This is a genomic window from Nitrobacter winogradskyi Nb-255 (assembly GCF_000012725.1).
Taxonomy (GTDB): domain Bacteria; phylum Pseudomonadota; class Alphaproteobacteria; order Rhizobiales; family Xanthobacteraceae; genus Nitrobacter; species Nitrobacter winogradskyi.
In genome coordinates, this window is record NC_007406.1 from 3,309,275 (window position 1) to 3,334,946 (window position 25,672).

The 25,672-nt window shown below is 63.4% G+C and carries 22 protein-coding genes and 1 pseudogene; 15 read left to right on the top strand and 8 right to left on the bottom strand.

Annotation, left to right across the window (positions count from 1 at the left end):
• Positions 1-6 precede the first annotated feature (6 nt).
• The 9 genes from NWI_RS15865 (at position 7) to putA (ending at position 11,389) form a co-directional block, all read left to right on the top strand.
• A complete protein-coding gene (locus tag NWI_RS15865; protein WP_049750596.1) occupies positions 7-1,032 on the top strand; it encodes a FecCD family ABC transporter permease in 1,026 nt (341 codons plus the stop codon).
• Entirely contained in the window at positions 1,029-1,811 is a 783-nt protein-coding gene (locus NWI_RS15870; protein WP_011316214.1) for an ABC transporter ATP-binding protein, read from the top strand. Before NWI_RS15865 ends, NWI_RS15870 begins: the two co-directional genes overlap by 4 nt.
• 5 nt (positions 1,812-1,816) lie before the next feature.
• The gene (locus NWI_RS15875; RefSeq protein ID WP_011316215.1) at positions 1,817-2,716 is read left to right on the top strand and encodes an ABC transporter substrate-binding protein; all 900 of its coding nucleotides are present in this window, start codon (positions 1,817-1,819) and stop codon (positions 2,714-2,716) included.
• A 616-nt stretch (positions 2,717-3,332) separates the two neighbouring features.
• The gene (locus tag NWI_RS15880) at positions 3,333-5,405 is read left to right on the top strand and encodes a TonB-dependent receptor (RefSeq protein WP_081431750.1); all 2,073 of its coding nucleotides are present in this window, start codon (positions 3,333-3,335) and stop codon (positions 5,403-5,405) included.
• Positions 5,406-5,732: 327 nt separating this feature from the next.
• Positions 5,733-6,284 carry a TetR/AcrR family transcriptional regulator gene (locus NWI_RS18495; protein ID WP_011316217.1) on the top strand — a complete coding sequence of 184 codons (552 nt, stop codon included), beginning with the start codon at positions 5,733-5,735 and terminating at the stop codon, positions 6,282-6,284.
• 48 nt (positions 6,285-6,332) lie between these two features.
• The gene (locus NWI_RS15890) at positions 6,333-7,577 is read left to right on the top strand and encodes an MFS transporter (RefSeq protein ID WP_011316218.1); all 1,245 of its coding nucleotides are present in this window, start codon (positions 6,333-6,335) and stop codon (positions 7,575-7,577) included.
• Between the two features lie 333 nt (positions 7,578-7,910).
• Complete coding sequence (locus tag NWI_RS15895; RefSeq protein WP_011316219.1) at positions 7,911-8,111, top strand: cold-shock protein; 201 nt, start codon at positions 7,911-7,913, stop codon at positions 8,109-8,111.
• A 51-nt stretch (positions 8,112-8,162) separates the two neighbouring features.
• On the top strand, positions 8,163-8,369 hold the full coding sequence (locus NWI_RS15900) for a hypothetical protein (protein WP_041345215.1): 207 nt from the start codon (positions 8,163-8,165) through the stop codon (positions 8,367-8,369).
• 14 nt (positions 8,370-8,383) lie between these two features.
• The gene (putA, locus tag NWI_RS15905; protein ID WP_011316220.1) at positions 8,384-11,389 is read left to right on the top strand and encodes a bifunctional proline dehydrogenase/L-glutamate gamma-semialdehyde dehydrogenase PutA; all 3,006 of its coding nucleotides are present in this window, start codon (positions 8,384-8,386) and stop codon (positions 11,387-11,389) included.
• Positions 11,390-11,571: 182 nt separating this feature from the next.
• Here the strand turns inward: putA and NWI_RS15910 are convergent, their stop codons facing one another.
• The 4 genes and pseudogenes from NWI_RS15910 to phaR form a co-directional block, all read right to left on the bottom strand.
• Positions 11,572-12,183, bottom strand: a complete 612-nt coding sequence (locus NWI_RS15910) for a sigma-70 family RNA polymerase sigma factor (RefSeq protein WP_011316221.1) — start codon at positions 12,181-12,183, stop codon at positions 11,572-11,574.
• A 319-nt stretch (positions 12,184-12,502) separates the two neighbouring features.
• A pseudogene (locus NWI_RS15915) lies at positions 12,503-13,179 on the bottom strand (response regulator).
• A gap of 1 nt (position 13,180) precedes the next feature.
• Positions 13,181-14,923, bottom strand: coding sequence for an ATP-binding response regulator (locus NWI_RS15920; protein WP_011316222.1), 1,743 nt, complete (start codon positions 14,921-14,923; stop codon positions 13,181-13,183).
• Positions 14,924-15,039: 116 nt separating this feature from the next.
• Positions 15,040-15,633, bottom strand: a complete 594-nt coding sequence (gene phaR, locus NWI_RS15925) for a polyhydroxyalkanoate synthesis repressor PhaR (protein ID WP_011316223.1) — start codon at positions 15,631-15,633, stop codon at positions 15,040-15,042.
• A 292-nt stretch (positions 15,634-15,925) separates the two neighbouring features.
• Here phaR and NWI_RS15930 point away from each other — a divergent pair, with 292 nt between their 5' ends.
• From NWI_RS15930 to yddG, 3 genes are all read left to right on the top strand, one after another.
• Positions 15,926-17,104: an acetyl-CoA C-acetyltransferase gene (locus NWI_RS15930; RefSeq protein ID WP_011316224.1), complete on the top strand. Its 1,179-nt coding sequence runs from the start codon at positions 15,926-15,928 to the stop codon at positions 17,102-17,104.
• Positions 17,105-17,249: 145 nt separating this feature from the next.
• Entirely contained in the window at positions 17,250-17,975 is a 726-nt protein-coding gene (gene phbB, locus NWI_RS15935; protein ID WP_011316225.1) for an acetoacetyl-CoA reductase, read from the top strand.
• A gap of 160 nt (positions 17,976-18,135) precedes the next feature.
• Positions 18,136-19,002, top strand: coding sequence for an aromatic amino acid exporter YddG (gene yddG / locus NWI_RS15940; protein ID WP_011316226.1), 867 nt, complete (start codon positions 18,136-18,138; stop codon positions 19,000-19,002).
• Between the two features lie 84 nt (positions 19,003-19,086).
• On the opposite strand, the gene NWI_RS15945 is transcribed toward yddG, so the two are convergent.
• A complete protein-coding gene (locus NWI_RS15945) occupies positions 19,087-20,445 on the bottom strand; it encodes an AmpG family muropeptide MFS transporter (RefSeq protein WP_011316227.1) in 1,359 nt (452 codons plus the stop codon).
• 333 nt (positions 20,446-20,778) lie between these two features.
• On the opposite strand from NWI_RS15945, the gene def reads away from it, so the two are divergent.
• Genes def through truA form a run of 3 tightly spaced genes read left to right on the top strand, consistent with a single transcriptional unit; the run spans position 20,779 to position 23,050 of the window.
• Positions 20,779-21,306, top strand: a complete 528-nt coding sequence (def, locus tag NWI_RS15950; RefSeq protein WP_041345216.1) for a peptide deformylase — start codon at positions 20,779-20,781, stop codon at positions 21,304-21,306.
• 32 nt (positions 21,307-21,338) lie between these two features.
• Entirely contained in the window at positions 21,339-22,283 is a 945-nt protein-coding gene (gene fmt / locus NWI_RS15955) for a methionyl-tRNA formyltransferase (RefSeq protein ID WP_011316229.1), read from the top strand.
• Positions 22,283-23,050, top strand: a complete 768-nt coding sequence (gene truA / locus NWI_RS15960; RefSeq protein WP_011316230.1) for a tRNA pseudouridine(38-40) synthase TruA — start codon at positions 22,283-22,285, stop codon at positions 23,048-23,050. Before fmt ends, truA begins: the two co-directional genes overlap by 1 nt.
• Positions 23,051-23,085: 35 nt before the next feature.
• Here the strand turns inward: truA and NWI_RS15965 are convergent, their stop codons facing one another.
• The 3 genes from NWI_RS15965 to dapD are packed head-to-tail and all read right to left on the bottom strand — an operon-like array spanning position 23,086 to position 25,659.
• On the bottom strand, positions 23,086-23,640 hold the full coding sequence (locus NWI_RS15965; protein ID WP_011316231.1) for a 5'-methylthioadenosine nucleosidase: 555 nt from the start codon (positions 23,638-23,640) through the stop codon (positions 23,086-23,088).
• The gene (gene dapE / locus NWI_RS15970) at positions 23,637-24,806 is read right to left on the bottom strand and encodes a succinyl-diaminopimelate desuccinylase (protein ID WP_011316232.1); all 1,170 of its coding nucleotides are present in this window, start codon (positions 24,804-24,806) and stop codon (positions 23,637-23,639) included. Before dapE ends, NWI_RS15965 begins: the two co-directional genes overlap by 4 nt.
• A gap of 7 nt (positions 24,807-24,813) precedes the next feature.
• The gene (dapD, locus tag NWI_RS15975; protein ID WP_011316233.1) at positions 24,814-25,659 is read right to left on the bottom strand and encodes a 2,3,4,5-tetrahydropyridine-2,6-dicarboxylate N-succinyltransferase; all 846 of its coding nucleotides are present in this window, start codon (positions 25,657-25,659) and stop codon (positions 24,814-24,816) included.
• Positions 25,660-25,672 lie beyond the last annotated feature (13 nt).

Consider the following 25,672-nt stretch of genomic DNA (forward strand, 5'->3'; position numbering starts at 1 on the left):
GGTCACATGGTGATCGCGCCCGCCGCCGGCCGCCAGCGCATGATCGTGACGCTGGCGTTGTGTGCGGGTGTCGCGGCCTTGACGCTGGTGTCACTGGGAATAGGACCCGTGGCGCTGTCACCGACAACGATCCTCCATGCCTTGTTTGGTGGCGGCGGCGACGTTCAGCGGATCATCGTGCTGGAGATCCGTTTGCCGCGCGCGATCCTCGCGATCGTCATCGGCGGAATTCTCGGTTTATCGGGCGCCGCCCTGCAGGGACTCGTGCGCAATCCCCTGGCGTCGCCGTCGTTGTTCGGCGCGCCGCAGGCGGCCGCGTTCGGCGCGGTGCTGCTGATCGCGCTGGGATGGGCCGACATTCATTCCTTCGCCTTGCCGGTGGCGGCGATCCTGGCGGCGTTCACTTCAGTGTTCGTGCTGCTCGTGATCGCGGGGCGTGACACCAGCCTCTTGATCCTGATCCTCGCCGGGCTGGCGATCTCCGCTCTTGCCGGCGCGGCGACGTCGCTGACCATGAACCTTTCAAGCAACCCTTTCGCGGCGCTGGAGATTGCATTCTGGCTGCTGGGGTCGCTGGAAGACCGCAGCTTTCGGCATGTGGCGCTGGCGCTGCCGTTCATCGCCGCGGGAGCTGCGACGCTGATGAGCCAGCGTCATGCGTTTCGCACGCTCAGCCTCGGTGAGGAGGCCGCGCTCAGCCTGGGAGTCAATGTCGGCCGGCTTCGGCTATGGACGATCCTCGGCGTTGCGCTTGGGATTGGCGGCGCGGTTGCGGTGTCAGGCGCCATCGGCTTCATCGGGCTGGTGGCCCCGCATCTGATGCGTCCTCTGATTGGCTACGACCCCTCACGGCTGCTGGTGCCGAGCGCGCTGACCGGCGCTGTGCTCCTGCTCGCAGCCGATATCGCGGTGCGTGTCATTCCTTCGACCTCGGATATCAAGGTCGGCGTCCTGACCGCGTTGATCGGCGTACCGTTCTTCCTCTATTTGATCGTGCGCGAGCGGCGGGCTCTGGGTGGAGGGGTGGCATGAGCGAGGACGCTGTTCTCGTCGCGTCGTCGCTGTCCGTGCATCTCGGAAAGAGGCTTGTCCTGAGCGACATTTCGCTGACGCTGCCGGGCAGGCGCCTTGTCGCGCTGGTGGGACCGAACGGCGCCGGCAAGACCACGTTGCTCCGGGCGCTGGCGGGACTGCTGCCGTCCGAAGGCAGGATCGAGATCCGCGGCGACGCGCTTTCATCCCTCAGCCTTCAAGAACGCGCTCGCCGTTTCGCCTATCTGCCGCAGGGTCACCAGGTGCATTGGCCGTTGCCGGCCAGGGATGTGGTGGCGCTCGGGCGTTACCCGCACGGCGCATACGATCCCGGAAGGCTGACCGGCCACGACGCCGACGCCGTGGCGCGGGCGATGCAAATGGCCGACGTGCTAAATCTGAGCGATCGCCGCGTGACGGAATTGTCGGGCGGCGAGCGCAGCCGGGTCGCGCTGGCGCGGGTGCTGGCGGTGGAAGCGCCGGTGCTTCTGGCCGACGAGCCGACCGCATCGCTCGATCCGCGTTATCAGATCGAGGTCCTTATCAAGCTGCGGGCAACGGCCGACAACGGAACGCTGGTTATCGTGGTGACGCATGATCTCGGACTGGCGGCACGTTTCGCCGATACTGTTCTGGTGATGTCGGAGGGACGTCTGGTGTCGCAGGGACCGCCCGCCAGCGCGCTGTCGGAAGCAATCATGGCCGAGGTCTTTCGCATCAGAACCTATCGTGCCGACCATGAACACGAAATCGTTCTGGTGCCGTGGGCGGAGGCGTAATCGCGATGTCGTGGCTTTCGCGGCTGCACCTCTTTCGCAACGCGATCCGCGCGGGCATCGCCGCACGAAGCGGCGATCTTGCCGCCGTCGCCTTAGGCTTCGCGATCGCGATGGTCGCGCCCGCGCACGCCGCCGATCTGCCGCGCATTGCCTCGATCAATCTATGCACCGATCAGCTTCTGATGACGCTTGCCGACCCCGCACAGATCGTCGGCCTCAGCCCTTATTCGCGCGATGCCGCGCGCTCCTACGCCGCGGACGAGGCGAGGAACTATCGGCGGCTCTCCGGCGAGGTCGAGGACGTGCTGATGCTCGGACCCGACGTTGTCGTCGCCACCCCTTACACCAAGCATGCGACGCGGGAGCTCTTGAAACAGCAAGGGATGCGCGTGGACGAATTCGACGTCGCGAATTCGGTCGAGGACGTGAAGGACCAGATTCGCCGGATGGGCGATCTCGTCCGCCATCCGGATCGCGCGGAAATGCAGATCTCGCGGCTCGACGCCGCGATCGCCCGCGCGAGGAAGGCAACGGCGCGCAAGCGCTATCAGGTGCTGGCGCTGTCGCGGCGCGGCTGGGTGTCCGGCGCCGACAGCCTCGCCAGCGCATTGCTCTCGGTCGCCGGACTCTCGAACGCGGCAAACCGCCTCGGCATTCGGTACGGCGGATTCGCCAAGCTTGAAACCATCGTCGCCGCCCGGCCGGATCTCATCCTGATATCGGACGGCGGCAATATCGCCGAGGACCAGGGCAGCGCGCTGCTCCTGCACCCCGCGCTGGAAAAGATGTATCCCCCATCGCGGCGGATCATCGTTCCTGAAGATCTCACGGTGTGCGGGGGCCCGATGCTTGCCGATGCATTGGAGCGGCTGGTCGCGGAGCTTGAACGCATCGGTGGCCTGTAGAGCATGATCCCGACCCGAAGGGCCGCGCCAGCGCAAAGTGGTAACCGGTTTTCGGAAATGATCATGCTCAAATAGAAAGATAAGCGACGGGTCTGATTCAACGGGGTTGAATCGGATTCAACGCAGTTGAACCAGACTCTCGCGTTTCGCGCGCCATGGCTTCAGGCTTGATCCGGGGACGGACCCCGGTTCGCGTGAGGAAAGCCCGTCAGAACGACAGTCTGGAGCTTTCTTCACCGCTCCGGGAGGGTCTCGATGCCCTCGGCGGCGAGACGGGAGCGCTCGCAGACCACCGGGTGACGGGATCGCCGTTGCCGCGAGTCTTCAAAGGCCGGCCGTCTTGAACCGCGCACAGCCTGGCTCTCCATAAATATCCACCGTTCTCACCATACGCACATCAGCTTGCGCGCAGCCGGTCCGGCATCCGCCGCAACGGTCATCGTGACACCGCACCTCCCCTCCCCGGAGCAGGAGGAGCGGACCGGCGCAGCACTCTCGCGATTTCGCACTTTCGCTCTTGCGAGGCATTCGCAACTATCGTAATGCAATTGCGACCTATTCGCGATCTAAGGTGGTGAGCGTGAGATTTTCCAGGTGGTTTTTGCAGACGTGCGTGATGGCCTTTTCAAGCGCTGCCGCGGCGCAGACGATCGATCTTCCGGAAGTGGTCGTCACATCCCCGAACCCGATACAGACAGCGCCGAACAGCGACGAGGCGGGCTACCCAGGAGCGACCTCTCAGTCCATTGCCGCGGCATCGTCGTTTACGTCGGTATCCGTCATGACATCCCAGCAGGGGCTGACCCGAGGCGCCGCCTCGCTGGGCGACGCGCTGAGCACAACGCCGGGCGTCTCATCCACCACCTTTTCACCGGTAGCCAGCCGACCCGTCATTCGCGGACTGGGCGGCTTCCGCGTGCGAACACAGGAGAACGGGATCGGCTCTCATGACATGGGCAATCTCGGAGAAGATCACGCTGTTACCATCGACCCGCTTGTTGCCGGCCGCGTGGAGGTTATCCGGGGTCCGGGCACATTGCGGTATGGTTCGCAGGCGATAGGCGGCGTGGTCAGCGCCAATAACGGACGCATTCCAACGGTGATTCCGCCGAACGGAGTTGCGTTCGAGGCGCGTGGTGGTTTGAACAGCGTCAGCGGCGGCAAGGATGGCGCGCTGCTTCTCGACGCCGGAGGCGGCGATTTCGCTCTCCATGTCGACACCTTCAAACGAGCCGCGGGCGACTATCGGATTCCGGGGGGAATCCAAGAAAACTCCAGTTACTCGTCGCAAGGATATAGCATCGGCGGCTCCCATCTTTTCAAGGATGGCTTTGTCGGCGTGTCCTACCAAAGCATGGCCACGACATACTTTATTCCGGGCATCGATTCCGCCCGCGAGAAAAATCATATCGACCTGCGTCAGTCGAAATGGAGCAGCCGGGGCGAATGGCGGCTCAGAGAAAGCGGGATCGATACGCTTCGCTACTGGCTCGGATTTACCGACTACAAGCACGACGAGATCGACGGTCTGGGCGCGGCGACCAATATCGGCTCGACGTTCCGGAACAGAGAGCTCGAATCACGAGTCGAGGTGTCGCATCTACCGTTCAGTACGGCATTCGGCGAACTGACGGGTGCGGCAGGCGTCCAATGGGGACGCCGCCAACTCTCCGTCAAAGGTGCGCAAGAGGAATTGCTGTCCCCGGCGCGCGCGGAGAACCTCGCGGCGTTCATCTTCGAGGAACTGCAACTTATGCCCGCCTTGCGCATGCAGGGCGCCATTCGAATGGAACGCACCGCCATCGCCGGCACCGGTGCGAGCTTTCCGTCGTCGTATCTTCCGCCCCCCGACCAACCGAGCCTCTTCGCGGTCAATCGCAGCTTCCTGCCCGTCAGCGCAAGCGCCGGACTGCTGTACGACCTGCCATATGGCATGGTTGCGCGCGTCACGGCGCAGCATGTCGAGCGTGCTCCGGACCCTGTCGAACTTTTCTACAAGGGCCCCCACGACACGCCGCGCACATTCGAAATCGGCGACCCGACGATGACGCTGGAAAAGGCAGACACGCTGGAAATCGGATTGAAGCGCGGGCGCGGCGATACGCGGTTCGAGATCTCCGCCTACTACACAAAATACCAAAACTTCATCTACAAGAATTTTACGGGGTTGATGTGCAACGACAGTTTCGCAACCTGCGGGGCGCCGGGCGCGAGCTTCGATCAGATCATCTATTCGCAGCGCGACGCCACCTTCACGGGCGGTGAACTCCAGATCGAACACGACGTGGCACGTCTGTGGGATGGAATATGGGGGGTGGAGGCGCAATATGACGTGGTGCGCGCCACGTTCGCGGATGGCAGCTACGTGCCCAAGATACCGCCCTATCGCCTCGGCGGCGGACTGTTCTACCGCGATCCGAGCTGGAGCGCGCGCATCAACCTCCTGCATGCGTTTGCCCAGAACAATCTGGGCGCATTCGAGACTCCCACCCCCGGATACAATCTGCTCAACGCGGAGGTAAGCTATATGGCGAAACTGCCCACTCCGACATTCCCGACGGAACTGACGATCGGCCTGAGGGGAGAGAACCTGCTGAACGACAGCATTCGTTTCCACCAATCGTACAAGAAGGACGAGGTCCTGCAGCCTGGACGCAACATTCGTTTATTTGCGTCCGTCAAGTTCTAGAGCCTCGCTTTTGATGGAATCAGAGGCGAGGCTCTAATCTTGATCTAACGCGTTATCTTTACGCGAAGCGGTTTCCATCCTCGGCTCAAGCCCGAGGACATGCTCCGCTCGGAAACGCTGTAGAGAACCCACGCGTTCACGACCTGTCCAAGGAAACCTGCGACCGATCATCGACCGCCAGCCACGGCCTCCTGAGCAGCGAAAGAATGCGGATCGGCATGGAATGCGGCGACGAAGATCAGGGACGATAAGGCTTCAGGCCCGCAAATCTCATCTTGCCGTCAGCGAATAAACTGATAGGCTACCTGTCGTACGGTAGGATTTTGGATGGCGAAGATCGAGCGCAATGAAATTATAACCCGCGCCGCCGAACTGTTCCGGATCGGCGGCTACGACGACACGTCGATGGCGCAGATCGCGGATGCCTGCGGAATCCGCAAGGCTAGCCTCTATCACCACTTTCCGGAGAAGGATGGGCTGGTTCTGGCGGCGATCGAGCACATCCACGAGCATTTTCGGAAGCACATCTTTGCTATCGCCTACCGCAACAATGCCGACGCCAGACAAAGGCTCCATGCGCTCTGCGAAGCGACGTTCAGCTACTTCAACGGCCGGGACGGCGGATGCCTCCTGGGAAATTTCGCGCTGGCGCTGACGGAACGCGCGCCGCGCTTTCAGGAGCCGTTACGCTCTTATTTCGACGATTGGACAAAAGCCATCGCTCATCTGCTCACCGCGGAGCACGGAGAGTCCAGGGCTCGCGATCTGGCTTTCGATTCAGTTGCGCACATCCAGGGGGCGATCATGATGATGCGCCTCTACCACCAACCCCAACATCTCCGCCGGGCGCTTGAGACAAGCATCAGGATGCTCCCCTAAATTTTTCCCTCAAAACCTACCGTATGGCCGGTAGTGAATGGAAACAACATGCAGAAAGCGCAGCAGCATTTCCACGGTCCATGGATCGTCGCCGTCGCCTTCGTGACCCTCATGGGGGCATTCGGCCTCAACCTGAGCGGCGGCCAGTTTTTCGCGCCGTTGGCGCAGGAGTTCGGGTGGGGACTCGCCGCGTTGAGTTCAGCGGCTGCGCTCAACATGATTGTATGGGGGATCTTCCAGCCGCTCACGGGACGGATGATCGACCGTTTCGGTCCCAAGCCGGTCATCGTCGGAAGCGCCGCCTTGATGGGAGCGGCCTTTTTGCTGTCCTCGACGATTTCAACGGTTTGGGAGTTCTATCTCTACTACGGAGTGCTTGCCGCCATTGGCTTCGCCGGCTGCGGATCGATGGCCAATTCCGTCCTCGTTGCGCGATGGTATGTCCGGGGACGAGCAAGGATGCTGGCTCGAAGCGCAATGGGCATGAACATCGGCCAGCTTGTTTTCCTTCCGCTGACGGGATGGCTTATCATCGTCTCTGGTTTTCGCGGGGCGTTTCTTGGGCTCGGCGTTTTGATGATCGTGGTGATTGTCCCGCTCGTTCTGTTCGTTGCGCACAGTTCGCCGGACAAGATCAACCAGGCGCCGGACGGCGACGAGCTTTCCACCTTTACGGCGCCGAAATCCGCCTCGCTTTCACAAGCCGTCAGAAGCCCGGATTTTTGGGCAGCGACCTGCGGCTTCGTGACCTGCGGATACTCGCTTTATCTCGTCGTGATCCATCTACCGCGTTTCGCCGTCGATCTCGGGGCGAACCTTGCCACGGGCGGACAGGTTCTCGGCCTTGCCGCTGGCGCAAGCGCGATTTCGATGTGGACGTGCGGCCAACTGGCCGGACGGGCCGGCAAGAAGAACCTGCTGATCGGCCTCTATCTGGTCCGCGCGCTCTCGCTTGCCTTCCTCGCCGTCTCAACGGAGGTTTGGCAACTCTATGCGTTCGCTCTTGTCTACGGCCTGTCGTCCATGCCCATCATTCCGTTGAAGACCGGACTGATCGGGGACCTCTTCGGGGCAAACGCCATGGGCAGCATACTCGGGACCGTATGGTTCCTGCATCAGATCCTCGCAGCCATCGCCGTATATCTAGGCGGCTATTTGCGGGTCGAGACCGGAAGTTACGCGGCGGCCTTCTGGTCAGCCGCGATTCTGCTCCTGATCGGCGCGGCATCGACTAGTCTTGTTCGCAGCCCTGGCGGGCCGGTTCCTCTGAAGCCGAATCCAGCGCGCAGCTAGTGTCCCGATTCCGAAGTTCGCACACCCTCGCGAGCAACCTTTGATGCGAACTTCGGAATCAAAGGGACACTACCAACTTTATGATTCTCGTATGGTTTGGGTCCAGAAGCTCGCTTGACGGACTCGCCGAGGCACCGGGAGTTCAGGATGTTGCTTCGAAGGTTCCGAATTGTGGCAAAATTCTACCGATTCCCGGCAGAACTCTCCCCAAGTATTGCAGCCTGTGTGTTTGATCTATCAAGCCGCCCCGAGACCGCGTATCGTGCGTGCGCCGTCGGACAAGCCGGGTTTCCCGGGAGCCGGCGACTGTTTCAATCCTGCGGAGACTTGCGAATGGCTAAGGGTACTGTGAAGTGGTTCAACCCGACCAAAGGTTATGGTTTCATCCAGCCTGCCGGAGGCGGCAAGGATGTGTTCGTCCATATTTCAGCCGTCGAAAGAGCAGGTCTTTCAACGCTGAATGAAGGCCAGACCGTTGAATTCGAGGAAGTTGCCAACCGGGGAAAGACGTCGGCCGAAAACCTGAAGGTTTGACGCGACCACGCTATCCATCAGACCCGGATAGAAGCGCGCCCTCGCAACGTGATGCATTCCGGTGCGAACGACATCGGCTCCGCCGACGCCATCAGGTCTTCGCTCACCGCGCAGACTGAACCCGCCGGCGACGATTACAGGGGTCCCCATAGCAAGGTCGCGCAGGAAGCGGCCGGGGATCTTCGCACACGCTTCCTCTCCAATCGGGAACAGATCACCTTTCTCAGCCTGTATCGGTTCAATCCAGAATCATCGTGATCCGGGGATCGCCGATGTCGCCCCAGCCTCCGCCACCGTTCTCGGTCCCCTACGCTCCGGATGACCGGACGATCGCGAAGCAGTTGCTCACCGGGGCGCGGCTGGCGCCTGAACAGGAAACGCGGATCGATCAGACGGCGCGACGCCTGATCGACGCGATCAGGCAAAACGACGACCCGCTGGGCGGCGTCGAGGACATGCTGCGCGAATTTGCCCTCTCTACCAAAGAGGGGCTCGCACTGATGGTGCTCGCCGAGGCGCTGCTGCGGGTGCCCGATGCCGAGACCGCGGACAGGTTCATCGAGGACCGGCTCGGGCAGGGTGACTTCATCCACCACGAGACCCGATCCAGCGCCTTCCTCGTCAACGCATCCGCCTGGGCGCTTGGATTGTCGGCGCGGGTCATCCAGCCGGGCGAGACGCCGCAGGGAACCATCGGGCGGCTCGCCAAGCGGCTCGGCGTTCCGGCGATCCGCGCGGCGACCCGGCAGGCGATGCGGCTGATGGGAAGCCACTTCGTACTGGGCGAGACCATCGAGGCGGCGCTGGAGCGGACGCACACTCATTCAGCGGGATGTTCCCGCTACTCCTTCGACATGCTCGGCGAGGGCGCGCGCACGGCGGCGGATGCGGACCGCTATTTCGATTCCTACGCCGCGGCCATCGAGGCGATCGGCCGCGGCGCCGGCGACAATCCGCTGCCCGACCGCCCCGGCATTTCGGTCAAGCTGTCGGCGCTACATCCGCGCTATGAGGCGGTCAGCCGGGGACGGGTGATGGCGGAGCTGGTGCCGCGCGCCATCGACCTCGCCAGGCGCGCCAGGGCGCTCGATCTCGCCTTCACGGTCGATGCGGAGGAAGCCGACCGGCTGGAGCTTTCGCTCGACGTGGTGGCCGCTATTGCCGTCGACCGCTCGCTTGCAGGATGGAGCGGCTTCGGCCTCGCCGTCCAGGCCTATCAGAAACGCGCCGGCGCGGTGATCGACTATATCGACGATCTCGCACAAGCCCTGAACCGGCGGATGATGGTTCGCCTCGTGAAGGGCGCATACTGGGACACCGAGATCAAGCGCGCGCAGGAGCGCGGGCTCGAAGGTTATCCCGTGTTCACCCGCAAGGCGATGACGGACCTGAATTACCTCGCCTGCGCACGAAAACTGCTGGCGCTACGCCCGCGCCTCTTTCCGCAATTCGCGACCCACAATGCCCTCACCGTCGCGACGCTGCTCGAACTGACGGGTGGAGAAAGCGGATTCGAATTCCAGCGCCTGCACGGCATGGGCGAAGCGCTCTACGCCGCACTGTGCAAGGATCGTCACGCGATCGCTTGCCGCATCTACGCGCCGGTCGGCAGTCACCGCGACCTGCTCGCCTATCTGGTGCGCCGCCTGATCGAGAACGGAGCCAACTCCTCCTTCGTCGCCACAGCCTCCGATCCCGATGTGCCGCCGGAGACGCTGCTGCGCAGGCCGGCCGATATCATAGGAAGCGCCGACAATGCCGGGCACGCCAGGATTCCATTGCCGCGCGATCTTTTCCAGCCGGAGCGCATCAACTCGCGTGGAATCGAATTCGGCGAGCGTGCCGCCGTCAACCGGCTGGTCACTGATGTCGCGACTGAACGCGTCTCAGCCGTCCCCGTAAACTATAGCGGGCCGAACGACGTGAACCGTGCCGTTACTACGGCGCGTGACGGCTTCTCCACATGGAGCCGCGCACCGGCGACGGAGCGGGCGGCCGCCCTGGAGCGCGCGGCGGATTTGCTGGAGCAGCGATCGGCGCGTTTCATCGCGTGGCTGCAAAGAGAAGGCGGCAAGACGCTGGATGATTGCGTGTCGGAAGTCCGCGAGGCCGCCGACTTCTGCCGCTACTACGCCGCGGAAGGCCGCAAGCTGTTCGGCGACGCGCAACCGTTGCCCGGTCCGACCGGCGAACGCAACACGCTGCGGCTACGCGGACGCGGCGTTTTTGCCGCGATCTCGCCGTGGAATTTTCCGCTGGCGATCTTCATGGGTCAAGTGACGGCGGCGCTGATGGCCGGAAATGCCGTGGTCGCAAAACCGGCCGAGCAGACGCCGCGGATCGCGGTGGAGGCCGTGCGCCTGTTGCATGAAGCCGGGATCCCGGTGAAGGCGCTTCACCTGATTCAGGGCGACGGACACATCGGAGCCGCGCTCGTCGCGCACCGCGACATCGCGGGCGTGGTCTTCACCGGTTCGACGGAGGTGGCGCGGTCCATCAATCGCGTGCTCGCCGGAAAGGACGGCCCCATCGTGCCGCTGATCGCCGAGACCGGCGGCATCAACGCCATGATCGCCGACGCCACCGCGCTGCCCGAGCAGGTCGCCGACGATGTCGCGACGTCGGCATTCCGCTCGGCCGGGCAGCGCTGCTCCGCGCTGCGGCTTCTGTTCGTTCAGGAGGACGTGGCTGATCGCATCATCGAGATGATCGTTGGCGCGGCGCGCGAGCTGAAGATCGGCGATCCGTCGGATCCCGCCACGCATGTCGGCTGGGTGATCGACGACGACGCCAGGAAACGGCTGGATGCCCACATCGCGCGCATGACGCGCGAGGCCCGCGTCCATTTCGCAGGGCCTGCGCCGTCATCCGGCAGTTTCGTCGCGCCTCATATTTTCGAACTGGACGACGCGCGGCACCTGACCGAAGAGGTGTTCGGACCGATCCTTCACATCGTGCGCTACAGTTCCTCCGCGCTCGATGGCGTTCTGGAGGCCATTGCCGATAGCGGCTATGGCCTGACGCTCGGAATCCACTCGCGCATCGACGATACGGTGGAAGCGGTCGTCGACCGACTTCAGGTCGGCAACGTCTACGTCAACCGCAACATGATCGGCGCCGTGGTCGGGGTGCAGCCGTTCGGCGGCCATGGCCTGTCGGGAACCGGGCCGAAGGCCGGCGGCCCGCACTATCTCACCCGGTTCGCCACCGAACAGACCGTGACGGTGAATACCGCCGCGGCCGGCGGCAACGCGGCATTGATGACTGGAGAAGGCTGAATGATAGCGTTTTCGAGCGAAGCATATCCTCGGGCTTGATCCGACGATGAAATACGGTTCGCGGCAAGGACAACGCGCCAAAATAACAATCTCAAGCTTCGCCTTTGATCCAATCAGAAGCGAAGCTTGAGCAGTAAGGACAACATGCCGTCCCGCGTTGTGGCCGCCAAACAAGCGCCCGGTCAGGCCGCCAGCGTCTCGAGGCCCGCGCCTTTCAAAAGCGTCGCGAGTTGCTTGCGGGCATAAAACATACGGGTCTTCACGGTGCTCGGCGGAATGCCGATGATCTCACCGGCTTCCTCGACCGTCTTCTCGTGATAATAGACGAGATGGATGATCTCGCGATGCGCCGGGGACAGCTTGGCGATGCAGGCGCGCAGAATGGCGCTGACATTGCTGCGATCGAGCGATGTTTCGGGCGTATCAGCGCCATCAGCGATCTCCCGGACATTCTCCTGGTCGATATCTTCATGGCGGCGCTGGCGCATCGCTGTCAGCGTCTTGAACCGGGCGATCGACAGCAGCCACGTGGATACGCGTGAACGGCCCTCGAACTGGTCGGCGGTACGCCAGACATCGAGAAATACCTGGCTTACAATATCCTCGGCCGCCGTCGCGTCGCGCAGGCTGCGCAGCACGAAACGGTAGACCCGAACGTTATGCCGCAAATACAGCGTATGCATCGCCGAGCAGTCCCCATGGGCAATCCGCTTAAGAAGCATCTCGTCTGTAGTTGTCTGAGCGGCGACAATACCCTGGCAAGCGGCGGCGCTGATCGCGATGACGTTTTGCATGACGGCTTCCCCTTATTGTTGGGAAAATTGTTAGCCGTCCCGCGTTTCAGAACGTCTGCGCAGAAAGCGAAAAATGGTTTCGCGGAGGAGGAATTTGTTTCGTCCCCTCGCCGGCGATGAAACAAATCAGTGGCGAAGCAGATCAGAAGCAGGCCATGTTTTCGGCTCACAGGTTTTCTCAAGCGAACCGAACAACCTCGACGGCCGGCGAGCCATGGCGAGACTCCCGCGAAAAGCGGTTCTCGTCCGAGCCATCAGAATGCACATAAGTTATTGATTATACGTCACTTCAGGGAGATACCCAGCGGCTGCCGGCGATTCAGGCCTTGTCGCCGGAGGGCGAAAACAGATAACCGCCGCCACGGATGGTCCGGATCACCGCCGGTTTTGCGGGGTCGGGCTCGATCTTGCGGCGGATCCGCATGATCCGCAGATCAATCGCCCGATCGAAGGCTTCGCTGTCGCGTGCATTGGCCAACTCCAGCAGCCGCTCGCGCGACAGAACCCGCTTCGGATTGGCGGCGAAAACCTTCAACAGACCGAATTCCGACGCCGTGAGCGGATGTTCATTGCCTTCGTCGTCCCGCAAGGCCTGCGCTTCCAGATCGAGCCATTTGGTGCCGAATCGGACGAGCTGACCCGCCGGCTCGGCGGCGGCGCCATCAGTTCGCGCAATTCGCACGGTTTCGCCACGTAGTCGTCGGCGCCGAGTTCGAGGCCGACGACGCGATCGATCGGGCTGGCCGTCGCCGTCAGCATGATTACAGGGATGTTGGTGCGGCTTTTGAGATCACGAATGATCGAGAGGCCGTCCTCCTCCGGCATGTTCAGGTCGAGCACCACGAGATCAGGGGCCGTCCTGCCGATCGCCTCCCGCAAGCTGCGGCCGCCGTCGCACAGCGTGATGGCGAAGCCATGCATCTTGAGATAGTCGCCGACCATCTCGCGGGCGGGCGCCTCATCGTCAACGACAATGATATGCGGATTCCGGTTCATGTCAGGTCGCAGCAGGCAGGATGATGGTGAAGGCCGATCCCTGTCCGGGACCACCGCTATCGGCTTTGATCTCGCCATCATGCATGTCGACGATCCGTTTCACGATCGACAGGCCCAGACCGGTGGAGCTTTCACCGGCGGTAGGTTTCGCGGATAATCGCTGGAAGCGGCCGAACAGCCGCCCCAGGTCCTCCGGCGAAAGGCCGGCGCCTTCGTCCGTGATGCGAATGATGGTGTTCCCCGCGTCGTGGTCGACCAGCAGGGTGATCCTTCCTCCCACCGGGCTGTACTTGATCGCGTTGCTGACGAGATTGTCGATCGCCTCGCGCATCCGGTCCTGATCGCACATCGTGACATGGCCGGCGGGAGCCGACACGGTGATGGTCTGCTGCTTGTTGAGCGCGGGAGGCTGGTTGGCCTCGGCGACCTCGGCGACCAGCGCCGCGACATCGACCGGCTCGCGCCTGATCGTGATATCGAAGGCGTCCGCCATGGCGTCTGAAATCAGGTCATCGACCATCGCGATCAGGCGCTTGGTGGCGTCGCGGATATGATTGATCTGCACGGTGACGGTGTCTCCGGACGAGCCCGCGCCGATAAGCTCGGCGAGCATTTCGGCTCTCCCCAGGATAACCCCGAGCGGATTCTTCAGGTCGTGCGCCACCGTCCCCAGAATCTCGTTCTTAAACCCGTTGGCCCGCTGCAACCGCAGCCATTGCGCGGAAAGCCTGCGATTGGCCTGCATCAACGCGCGCGTGCGTTGCGCGACGCGATCTTCGAGCTGTGCGTTGGCGTCCTGCAGTTGCTGATAAAGGATCACGTTGTCGAAGGCGATCGACAGCCGGCTGCCGAAGATTTCGACCAGCGAGCGGTCGGTATCCGACAGATCGCACTCGGCCTGCAGCAGGATCACGACCTCGCGACCGCTGCCAGTGCGAATATAAAGAATGGAGCGGTGATCGACGAATTCGTGCCTGCGACGCCTGAACGCGTCTTCGACCGTCTGCTTGAGATCGCAATCGAGCGATGCCTGCCCCTCCGCCCCGCTAAAGCGCCTGTAGCAGCCGGATCCTGCGAGCACCGAAAAGTCGTCATCATCAGCGCCGCCGTCGCGCAGCACCAGAATGCCGGCGCAGTCGACGTTCAAAAGTGACGCAAGCTGCGTCAGGACTCCCTCGGCGAGGCGCTGCATCGACTTGAAATCATAGAGCGTCGAGGCGGCATCGATGATGATTTCGAGGCCGCGGCGGGTCTGCACCATCCGCTCGAGCTGCTGATAGCTGCGCAGCGCCGCGGTCAGCGAGGTGAACAGCTTGTCGGCGGTGAGTTCCGTTTTGGCCTTGTAATCGTTGATGTCGTAGTCGACGATAACGCGACGCTCCGGGGCCTGTCCCGGCTGCCCGGTGCGCAGGATGACGCGCACCGTTTCGTTCCGCAGGTCGTTGCGGATGAACTCGACGAGATCGAGGCCCGCTTCGTCGGTTTCCATGATCACATCGAGAAGCACCGCGGCGATGTCAGGGTGCGCGCGCATCAATTCACGCCCCTCCGCCGCGGAATAGGCGGAAAGAATATCCAGCGTCTGTCCGTTGAGGCTGTAGTCGCTCAGCGCAAAGCGCGTACCTTCATGCACGGCCCGATCGTCGTCGATCACGGCGACCTTCCATTTGCGCACCGTCGATGCGTCCGGACGATCAGCCCCTGAATCGTCGATCAGGTCGAGGACGTCATCCTGGTCGGCCATCGTACTGTCCCCGCCGTCTGTTCATCCTTGCCCGGTCGTGAATTGCAGCCGCCGCGAACTGATCTTATCCGAGAATGGAAGCGCCGGCCGGTCGATCACGACCACGAACCCGACGCCTACTCCTTCTTCGGCTCTTTCGACATCCGCTCCAGGCGATCTTGCATCTCCTTCATCTGCCGGCGAAGATCTTCGATGTTGTCGCCGGGATCGGGGGCATCGGGCGTTTTCTCCGGCTCGGGCGCGGCACCGCCGCGCGGCGGCACGAATGGCTTGAACATCGAGAAGGTGCGCTCGAAAAGCTCCATGTTGCGGCGGACATGCTCTTCAAGCGGCGCGAAAGGCGTGCCGCTGAAGCTGCTCGTCAACTGCTTGCGGAACTTCTCCTGCTCGCGAGTCAGCAGGTCGATCGATCGTTCGAGATATTTCGGCACCACCATCTGCATGCTGTCTCCGTAGAAACGGATCAATTGCCGAAGGAACGTGGTCGGGAGCAGGTTCTGCCCCGTCTTGTTCTCCTGTTCGAAAATGATCTGCGCCAGCACCGAGCGGGTGATATCGTCCCCGGTCTTTGCATCGAACACAAGGAAATCCTCGCCCTGCTTGACCATCGCCGCGAGATCCTCCAGCGTCACATAGGTGCTGGTGCCGGTGTTATAGAGTCGCCGGTTCGCATATTTCTTGATCGTCGTTGGTGTCTCTGATTTCACCATCGGTCCACACATCCCTGCCGAGGACCCCGCCGGCGTCCACGATGGGGTTTACACGTAGCGCATTGCAGCAAAGTAAGCATTTTCAGCCCGCTTCGGCTACCGTTTTATAAAAAACAGTTAATTCCCAAACATTGGAGGTGCTCACGATCATGTACGGGCGCAACTTCCGGCCATCGGCGTGATTGACACACTCTCATGAGGCCAACAGGATACATACATCCAGGCGATCACGAACCGCCGGCGCGGGCGTGTCAGCATCGAATCCAAGTCACTCAAGTTCCAGGAGGTCTCCATGTCGGACGATGTCGTCATCGTCAGCGCCGCCCGCACTCCGGTGGGAAGTTTCAACGGCGCGCTGGCCACGACGCCAGCCCACGCGCTCGGCGCTATCGCCATCAAGGCCGCGCTGGAGCGGGCGGGAGTCGAGCCCGGACGGGTTTCCGAGGTCATCATGGGCCAGATTCTGACCGCGGCGCAGGGCCAGAATCCGGCGCGTCAAGCGTCGATCGGCGCTGGCGTTCCGGTGGAAAGCCCGGCCTGGGGCGTCAACCAGCTTTGCGGTTCCGGCCTTCGCACCGTCGCGCTCGGTTATCAGGCCATCCTGAACGGGGATTCGGAGATCGTCGTCGCCGGGGGACAGGAATCAATGAGCATGGCGCCGCACGCGCAGCATCTGCGCGGCGGCGTGAAGATGGGCAACCTCGAACTGATCGACACCATGATCAGGGACGGGCTATGGGACGCGTTCAACGGCTACCACATGGGCAACACCGCCGAGAATGTCGCGCGCCAGTACCAGATCACCCGCCAGCAGCAGGACGAGTTCGCCGCCGCCTCGCAGAACAAGGCGGAGGTCGCGCAGAAGGCAGGCCGCTTCAAGGACGAGATCGTGCCCGTCACCGTCAAGAACCGCAAAGGCGATATCGTGGTCGACACGGACGAGTATCCGAAGGCCGGCGTGACGGCCGACTCCATCGCCAAGCTGCGGCCCGCTTTTGAAAAGGACGGCACCGTGACCGCGGCGAATGCGTCGGGAATCAATGACGGCGCGGCGGCCGTGGTGCTGATGTCGGCCGCGCAGGCTTCGAAAGAGGGCAAGACTCCCCTCGCCCGCATCGTCTCCTGGGCCCATGCCGGCGTCGACCCCAAGATCATGGGCACCGGCCCGATTCCGGCGTCCCGCGCCGCGCTGAAAAAAGCAGGCTGGGCGATCGGAGACCTCGACCTCATCGAAGCCAACGAAGCCTTCGCGGCGCAGGCCTGCGCCGTCAACAAGGATCTCGGCTGGGATACCTCCAGGGTCAACGTCAATGGCGGCGCGATCGCCCTCGGTCATCCGGTCGGCGCCTCGGGCGCGCGCGTGCTGGTGACGCTGCTTCACGAAATGCAGAAGCGAGACGCCAGGAAGGGCCTTGCCACGCTATGCATCGGTGGCGGCATGGGCATCGCGATGTGCGTCGAGCGCGGCTGAGCGGCAGCGGACGTTTCAGATGACGGTGAAGTCACCGCGGTTCGTACTGAGGATGAAATGCCCGGTCACCCGCCGGGCATTTTCAATCTCCAAGGTCTTTGGACGGTCATGACGATTTCGACTTGCTCTTCAGGAGGATGACGCAATGGCACGAGTGGCGCTGGTAACCGGAGGGACTCGCGGAATCGGCGGGGCGATCAGCAAAGCGCTGAAAGCGGCCGGCTACAACGTCGCGGCGAGCTACGCCGGCAACGACGCGGCGGCGGAGAAGTTCAAGGCGGAAACCGGGATTCCCGTCCACAAATGGGACGTCGCCTCGTTCGAGGCCTGCGCCGGCGGCATCAAGCAGGTCGAAGCGGACCTCGGGCCCGTCGAGGTGCTCGTGAACAATGCCGGCATCACCAAGGACACGGCCTTCCACAAAATGACGTTCGAGCAGTGGAGCGCCGTCATCAACACCAATCTCGGCTCGCTGTTCAACATGACGCGCCCGCTGATCGAGGGGATGCGGGCGCGCAAGTTCGGCCGCATCATCAACATCTCGTCGATCAATGGCCAGAAAGGCCAGTTCGGCCAGGTGAACTATTCGGCGGCGAAGGCCGGTGAGATCGGCTTCACCAAGGCCTTAGCGCTGGAGAACGCCAAGACCGGAATCACCGTGAACGCGATCTGCCCGGGTTACATCAACACCGAGATGGTGCAGGCGGTGCCGAAGGATGTCATCGAGAAAAGCATCCTGCCGCAAATTCCGGTGACGCGCCTCGGCGAGCCCGAGGAGATCGCGCGCGCGGTGGTCTTCCTCGCCGCCGACGACGCCGGCTTCATCACCGGCTCGACGCTTTCCGTCAATGGCGGGCAGTATCTGGCGTAGGAAGCGGTCGGCATCGCCGCGGGCGGCGATTGACTTGCTCCCAACAAAGGCCGTCATGGCCGGGCGTGACCCGGCCATCCACGTCTTTGACGTTGCAACGATTGAAAGACGTGGATGCCCGGCACAGGGCCGGGCATGACGGGGGACAAGCTGCTGGTCCATGACCTCGCGCACCGCCACGCTCATCGGCCTCGCGGCCATTCTGATGTGGTCGCTGCTTGCGGTCATGACGGTCGCGACCGGACGCATCCCCGCGTTTCAACTCGCGGCCATGACGTTCGCGATCGGCGGTCTCGCCGGCTGCGTGAGCTGGCTGTTTCGTCCCAAAGGCTTCCGCGCGTTGCGACAACCGGCGGCCGTCTGGCTCGTGGGAGTCGGCGGGCTGTTCGGCTATCATGCGCTGTATTTCATCGCGCTGCGGCAGGCGCCGCCGGCCGAAGCAGGGCTCCTGAATTATCTCTGGCCGCTGCTGATCGTGCTGTTCTCCGCGATGCTGCCGGGTGAGCGGCTGGCGCCGCATCATCTGATCGGCTCGACCCTCGGGCTTTTCGGGACGGTTCTGCTGTTTGCGGGTAACACCTCGATCGTGTTCGAACGCGCTCAGATGTCCGGTCTCGCGGCGGCGTTCATGGCCGCGTTCGTCTGGGCCGCGTATTCGGTGCTGTCGCGCCGCCTCGCCTCGGTTCCGACCGACGTGGTCGCGGGATTTTGCCTGGCGACGGCCGCGCTGGCGGCGGTCGCGCATCTGCTCGTGGAACAGACGGTTTGGCCCGACAATGCGGCACAGTGGCTCGCGATCGTCGCGCTCGGCATCGGTCCCGTGGGCCTTGCCTTCTATGTCTGGGACATCGGCGTGAAGCGAGGCGACATTCGCGTGCTCGGCGCGGCCGCCTATGCGACGCCGCTGCTTTCGACCTCCTTCCTGATACTGGCAGGCTTCGCGAAGCCGACCGCGGCGCTCGCGGTCGCCGCCGCGCTGATCGCGGGAGGCGGCTTGATCGCGGCGAAGGACATGATCCGGAAATAGCGTTTTCGAGCGAAGTGGGTACCGGTTCGCGTAAAGAAAACGCGTCGAAAAATAAACCTAAAGCCAGCTTGTTGAACCGCCGCCCTACGCCTGCAGCGCGGCAAAGTGACCGCGCCGCTGCAGCCATGCCAGCAGGATCAGGCTCGGCAGCGCCACCAGCGTGCAGATCACAAAGAACAGCGGCCATCCGGTGGCCTCGGCCACGAATCCGGCGCTGGCGGACAGATAGGTCCGGCCGACCGCGGCCAGCGCCGTCAGCAACGCATACTGGGTGGCGGTGTGCAGCGGATTGCGACACAGCGCGGACAGATAGGCGACGAAGATCACCGTGCCGATGGCGCTGGTGAAATTCTCCGCTGTAATCGCAAGAGCCAGCGCCCACTGATCGACGCCGACCATCGCCAGCCATGAAAACGACAGGTTGGCCACCGCCTGCAAAATGCCGCCGATCCACAGGCTCGCCGCCAGCGGATAGCGCCGCGCCACGAAGCCGCCGGCAAAGCCGCCGATCAACGTCGCTGCAAGACCGACCCCCTTCACGATGGCAGCGTAGTCGTTGCGGGTGAAGCCGAGGTCAATAACGAACGGCGCGGTCATGCTGCCGGAAAACGCGTCGGTGAACTTGAACAGCACGATGAAAACCAGGATTGCGAGCGCATCCTTCCTGGCGATGAACTCGGAGAATGCGCCGACCGCGGCGTTCACGATGCGCGCGAAACCGCCCTTGGCGCGTGTCGCCAGTTCGGCGCGCACGGATTGCTCGGGCTCGGTGGCGATGAGCGCGGTGACGGTGCCGATCAGAACCATCGTCGCCATGCCGACATAGCCCCACGCCCAGGCGGAGGCGCGGACGAGACCCGTCCCTTCGAGCGCGCTGACGAAGAAAAGAGCCCCGGCGGTCGAGACCAGCATGCCGATGCGATAGGCGGCGACGTAGGCGGCCATGCCGGCGGCCTGCTCGCTTTCCGGCAGGCTCTCGACGCGGAAGGCGTCGACCACGATGTCCTGCGTCGCCGATGTCGCCGCCACCAGCAGCGCGCCGAGCGCGACGAACCACGGCGCCTTCGCCGGATCGGTTGAGGCCAGCAGCAGGATCGCAGCGATCAGAAGCAGTTGCGAGAACACAAGCCAGCCGCGCCGGCGGCCGAACCGGCGCGTCAGCAACGGGATGTGCAGGGCGTCGACCAGCGGCGCCCACAGGAACTTCAGCGTATAGGGCGTGCCGACCAGGACGAACAGGCCGATCGCGCGCAGATCGATGCCAGATTCGGTCATCCATATCTGCAGCGTCGAGCCCGACAGCGCCAACGGCAGACCGGAAGAGAAGCCGAGCATCATCACGATGAGAACGCGCGGCTGCAGATAGACCGCCATGCTCTCGCGCCATGACGCGCGGGGAGCAACGTCGGATACGATCGGGGCGGCGGCGTCCGGAGCGGTCATCTGGTGGTGTTAGCAGATTCGCGAGGCCCGACATTCCATGATTGCTCTCCCGGCCTGGAGTTGGCGCGACAGTAGAGGCAAAAACAGTTCCGGATCGCCCGATCTGACAATCCGCCGCGTCGCGGCAAATGCTAACGCGCGAACCAAGCGAGAACATCTGAAAGTTAACGAAAGCTCGACGCGCGGCCTTTTCTTTTTGATCGAGCATGATCTTTTTCGAGAACCGGTTTCCACTTCGCGCCGGCGCGGCCCTTAGGGTCGGGATCATGCTCTTAAGCGATCGGAGCGGCTCGCGGATTGACCCCGGCAGGCCCGGGGATTACATCGCCCTGCATGGCTATTCGCGAAATAATCATCCTTCCGGACAAGCAGTTGCGCCTCGTATCCAGGCCGATCGAGACGGTGACGCCGGAGATCCGCAAGCTCGCCGACGACATGTTCGAGACCATGTACGACGCCCCCGGCATCGGGCTGGCCGGCATCCAGATCGCGCAGCCGTTGCGCATCGTCACCATGGACCTCGCCAGACGCGACGAGGAAGGTGAACTGACGCCGCGGCCGAGGGTTTTCATCAATCCGGAAATCCTGTCGGCGTCGGAGGAACTCTCGGTCTACGAAGAAGGCTGCCTGTCGATCCCCGAATATTACGAGGCGGTCGAGCGGCCCTCGCGGGTACGGATTCGCTTCACCGACCTCGACGGCAAGGTGCACGAGGAGGATGCCGAGGGCCTTTTCGCCACCTGCATCCAGCACGAGATCGACCATCTCAACGGCGTGCTGTTTGTCGATCACCTTTCGAAACTGAAGCGCGACCGCGTGATGAAGAAATTCACCAAGGCCGCCAAGTTCGCCGCGAAATAAAAGCGGCTTGTGCCGCGCAGACAATCAATAAGATGCCGCTTCGCCTGATCTTCATGGGCACGCCCGATTTCGCGGTGCCGACCCTGCAGCAACTCGTAGCCCACGGCCACGAGATCGCGGCCGTCTACACCCGCGAGGCAAGACCCGCCGGCCGCGGCATGAAGCTGCAGCCGACACCCGTGGCGCGGGAAGCGCAGCGGCTCGGCCTCCCCGTGCTGACGCCGAAAACGCTGAAGACGCAGGAATCGCAGGACCAGCTTCGTTCGTACGGAGCCGATGCCGCGGTCGTCGTCGCCTACGGTCTGATCCTGCCGCAGGCGATCCTCGATGCCCCGCGATACGGCTGCTACAATCTGCACGCATCGCTGCTGCCGCGCTGGCGCGGCGCCGCGCCGATCAACCGCGCCGTCATGGCCGGCGACGCTGAAAGCGGCGTCATGGTCATGAAGATAGATGCCGGCCTCGACACCGGCGACGTCGCCATGGCCGAGCGGGTCCCCATTACCGATGCGATGACGGCCTCCGATCTACATGACACGCTGGCGCCGCTGGGGGCTGATCTGATGGCGCGGGCGATGGACGCGCTGGAGCGCGGCGAGTTGCGCCTGACGAAGCAAAGCGAACAAGGCGTCGCCTCTACCGTCACCTACGCCGCCAAGATCGACAAGGCCGAAGCGCACATCGTTTGGAGCAACCCTGCGCGCGAGGTGCTGCGCCACATTCATGGCCTGTCACCGTTTCCGGGCGCCTGGTGCGAGATGCCGGTCGATGGCGAGGCGGTACGCATCAAGATCCTGCGATGCGAGCTGGCGGAAGGCGCGGGATCACCGGGAGACCTTCTCGACGATCGCCTGACCATTGCGTGCAAGGATGGCGCGATCCGCGTTCTCGAATTGCAGCGCGCGGGAAAGCCGCCGATGAAGGCCGCCGCTTTCCTGAACGGCACGCCGCTGACGCCGCCGCTGCGGCTCGACTGATGCCCCGCTACAAGCTCACCATCGAGTATGACGGTGGTCCCTTCTGCGGCTGGCAGTACCAGACCAACGGGCCGTCGGTGCAGGGCGCGCTGGAAGCGGCGGTCAAGGCGATTTGCGGTGATGACGTCCGCGTGCACGGCGCGGGCCGCACGGATGCCGGCGTTCATGCGCTGGCGCAGGTGGCGCATTGCGATATCGCCAGGCATTTCATGCCGGACCGGCTGCGCGACGGACTCAACGCTCATCTGCGGCCGCATCCAATCGGCGTGCTCGAAGCCGAGATCGTGCCAGACAGCTTCGAGGCGCGCTTTTCGGCACGCAGGCGACATTACATTTATCGCATCGCCAATCGCCGCGCCAATCTCGCCATCGATGTGGGGCGGGTCTGGCGCGTGCCCCGGCCGCTCGATACCGAAGCGATGCACGCTGCCGCGCAACGGCTGCTCGGCAAGCACGATTTCACGACCTTTCGCGACACCGAATGTCAGGCCAAATCGCCGGAAAAAACGCTCGATCAGCTCGACGTGATCAGGAACGGCGACAATGTCAGCATCATCACTTCGGCGCGCTCCTACCTGCACAGCCAGGTGCGCTCCATGGTGGGTTCGTTGGTGTGGGTCGGGCATGGCCGCTGGAATGCCGACGATCTGTCCGGCGCGCTGGCGGCGCGGCGGCGCGAAGCCTGCGGGCCGGTGGCGCCACCCGACGGATTGTACCTCGCGCGGGTCGATTACGAGGGGAGTATCCCCCTCAGGCAAGATCGATGATCGCTGTCATGCGCGAATTTTACGCGCTCCGTCCTTCACCGAATCCGGTCCAGCGTATCCCAGAACAGGCCCTCGCCGTCCTTCACATTGGCGGTCCAGTCCTGATGCGCGAGGTCGTTGGCGTCGTCGGTGATGAACTTGAACGCACGCCACGGCAGGCCGTGACGCCGGCACACCTGCGCAACCGCGAACAACTCCATGTCGACGATGTCAACGTTGTTCTCGATCAGCCATGGATCGGAGCTTGTGACAAAGCTGTCGCCGGTGCCGCAGACGACGCCAGACTGGCCCGACGTCAGAAGATCAAGCTCGGGAGCAAACGGCGTGCGTCCGCGCGGAGCCAGCGGCATCGCCATCATGTCGCGCTGGACGACGGTTGATACTTCCACGAGGCCCCGGAGCGTCTCGTTGATCTTTCCCGCTGTCCCGTAGTTGATGACGAGATCCGGGTGCAGCGTCAGCAGCGCCAGCGTGGCCGCGCTGGCGGCATTGATCTTGCCGACGCCGGTGTAGATCACCCTGACGCCGTCAGGGAGCCGCGCCCTGCCGAGTTCATCTTCAATGGCGGTGAGAACGAGAATCCTGCTCATGCGAAGTAACGGTCCAGCACGCCGCGATAGACCCGCGTCAGCTTTTCGAGATCAGCGATCGGAACGCGCTCGTCGATCTGGTGCATGGTCCGCCCGACCAGACCAAACTCGATCACCGGGCAATAGTCCTTGATGAAACGCGCGTCCGACGTGCCGCCGCCGGTGCTCAACTCCGGCCTGCGGCCGGTGACATCCTCAACGGCCGCGGCCACGAGATCGGTGAACGGGCCGGGCTCGGTCAGGAACACGTCGGCATTCGAAGGCTCCCACACGATGCGGGTTCGGACACGATTGCCCGAGGCTCCCGCGACACGCGCCTCGACCAGCGCACGGAGCGATTGCTGATCGTGATGATCGTTGAAGCGGATGTTGAACCTCGCGCGCGCCTGTCCCGGAATCACATTGGCTGCCGGATTTCCGACATCGACCGAGGTGAATTCCAGATTGGAAGGCTGGAACTGAGAGCTGCCCTGATCCAGCGGCTCGCTCACAAGCGCGGTGATCAGCGCGGCGATCTCCGGAATCGGATTCGAGGCGCGGTGCGGGTAAGCGACGTGACCCTGCACGCCGTCGACATACAGCGTGCCGGACTGTGAGCCGCGGCGGCCGATCTTGATGCAGTCGCCGAGTTCCTCGACATTGCTGGGCTCGCCGAGCACGCAGTGATCGAATTTCTCGCCGCGCGCGGCGGCCCATTGCAGCAGCTTGACGGTGCCGTTGACGGCGATGTCCTCCTCGTCGCCTGTGATCAGGAACGAAATCGAGCCGCTGCCGTCTTTCCCCGGCCGGCCGCCATGCGCCGCGAGATAGTCCAGCGCGGCCGCGACGCCGCAGGCGACCCCGCCCTTCATATCCACCGCGCCGCGCCCATAGAGAAAACCATCAACCACATCGCCCGAGAACGCGCCACGGGTCCACGCGGCTTCGTCGCCTGGAGGTACGACGTCGGTATGACCGGCGAAAGCGATGTGAGGGCGGCCGGAGCCGATGCGGGCATAGAGATTGTCGATGTCGGCGACGCCCGGCTCGCTGAAGGTGATCCGGTGAACATCAAAGCCGGCGTTCTTGAGCAGCGGCTCGAGCACGCCGAGCGCACCGGCGTCCGCCGGCGTCACCGAAGGGCAGCGGATGAGATCGCGAGCGATGGAAAGCGCGTCGTTTCCCATCGCCGTCTCAGTCCCTCAGTAGTTCGTTGATCCCGGTCTTGGAGCGCGTGCGTTCGTCGACGCGCTTGACGATGACCGCGCAGGCGGTGGACGGACCGAGCTGGCCGTTGCTCAGCGGCTTGCCCGGCAGCGCGCCCGGCACCACCACCGCGTATTCCGGCACTTCGCCCATGAAGATCTCGCCGGTCGTGCGATCGACGATCTTGGTCGAAGCGCCGAGGAAAACGCCCATCGACAGCACCGCCCCCTTGCGCACGATCACACCCTCCGCCACTTCCGAGCGCGCGCCGATGAAGCAATCGTCCTCAATGATCACGGGCCCGGCTTGCAGCGGCTCCAATACGCCGCCGATGCCCGCGCCGCCGGAGATGTGGACCCGCTTGCCGATCTGGGCACAGGAGCCCACCGTGCACCAGGTGTCGACCATGGTGCTCTCGTCGACATAAGCGCCAAGATTGACGAACGACGGCATCAACACGACGTTCCTTGCGATGAAGGCGGAGCGGCGCACGATCGCGCCCGGCACGGCGCGAAAGCCGGCGTCACGAAATCTGTTCTCGTCCCAGCCCTCGAACTTCGACGGCACCTTGTCCCACCACGCGGCGTTGCCGGGACCGCCGGGGATGACGCTCATGTCGTTGAGGCGGAACGAGAGCAGCACGGCCTTCTTCAGCCACTGATTGACCTGCCACTTGCCGTCGGCCGCGCGCTCGGCGACGCGCGCCTCGCCCTTGTCGAGCAGGCCGAGCGCCTGATCGACGGCATCGCGCACTTCGCCCCTTGTCGCGGGGGTGATGGTCTCGCGCGCGTCGAACGCGCCGTTGATGGTGGTTTCGAGCGATGCGGTAGGCATAGGGTTTCTGCGC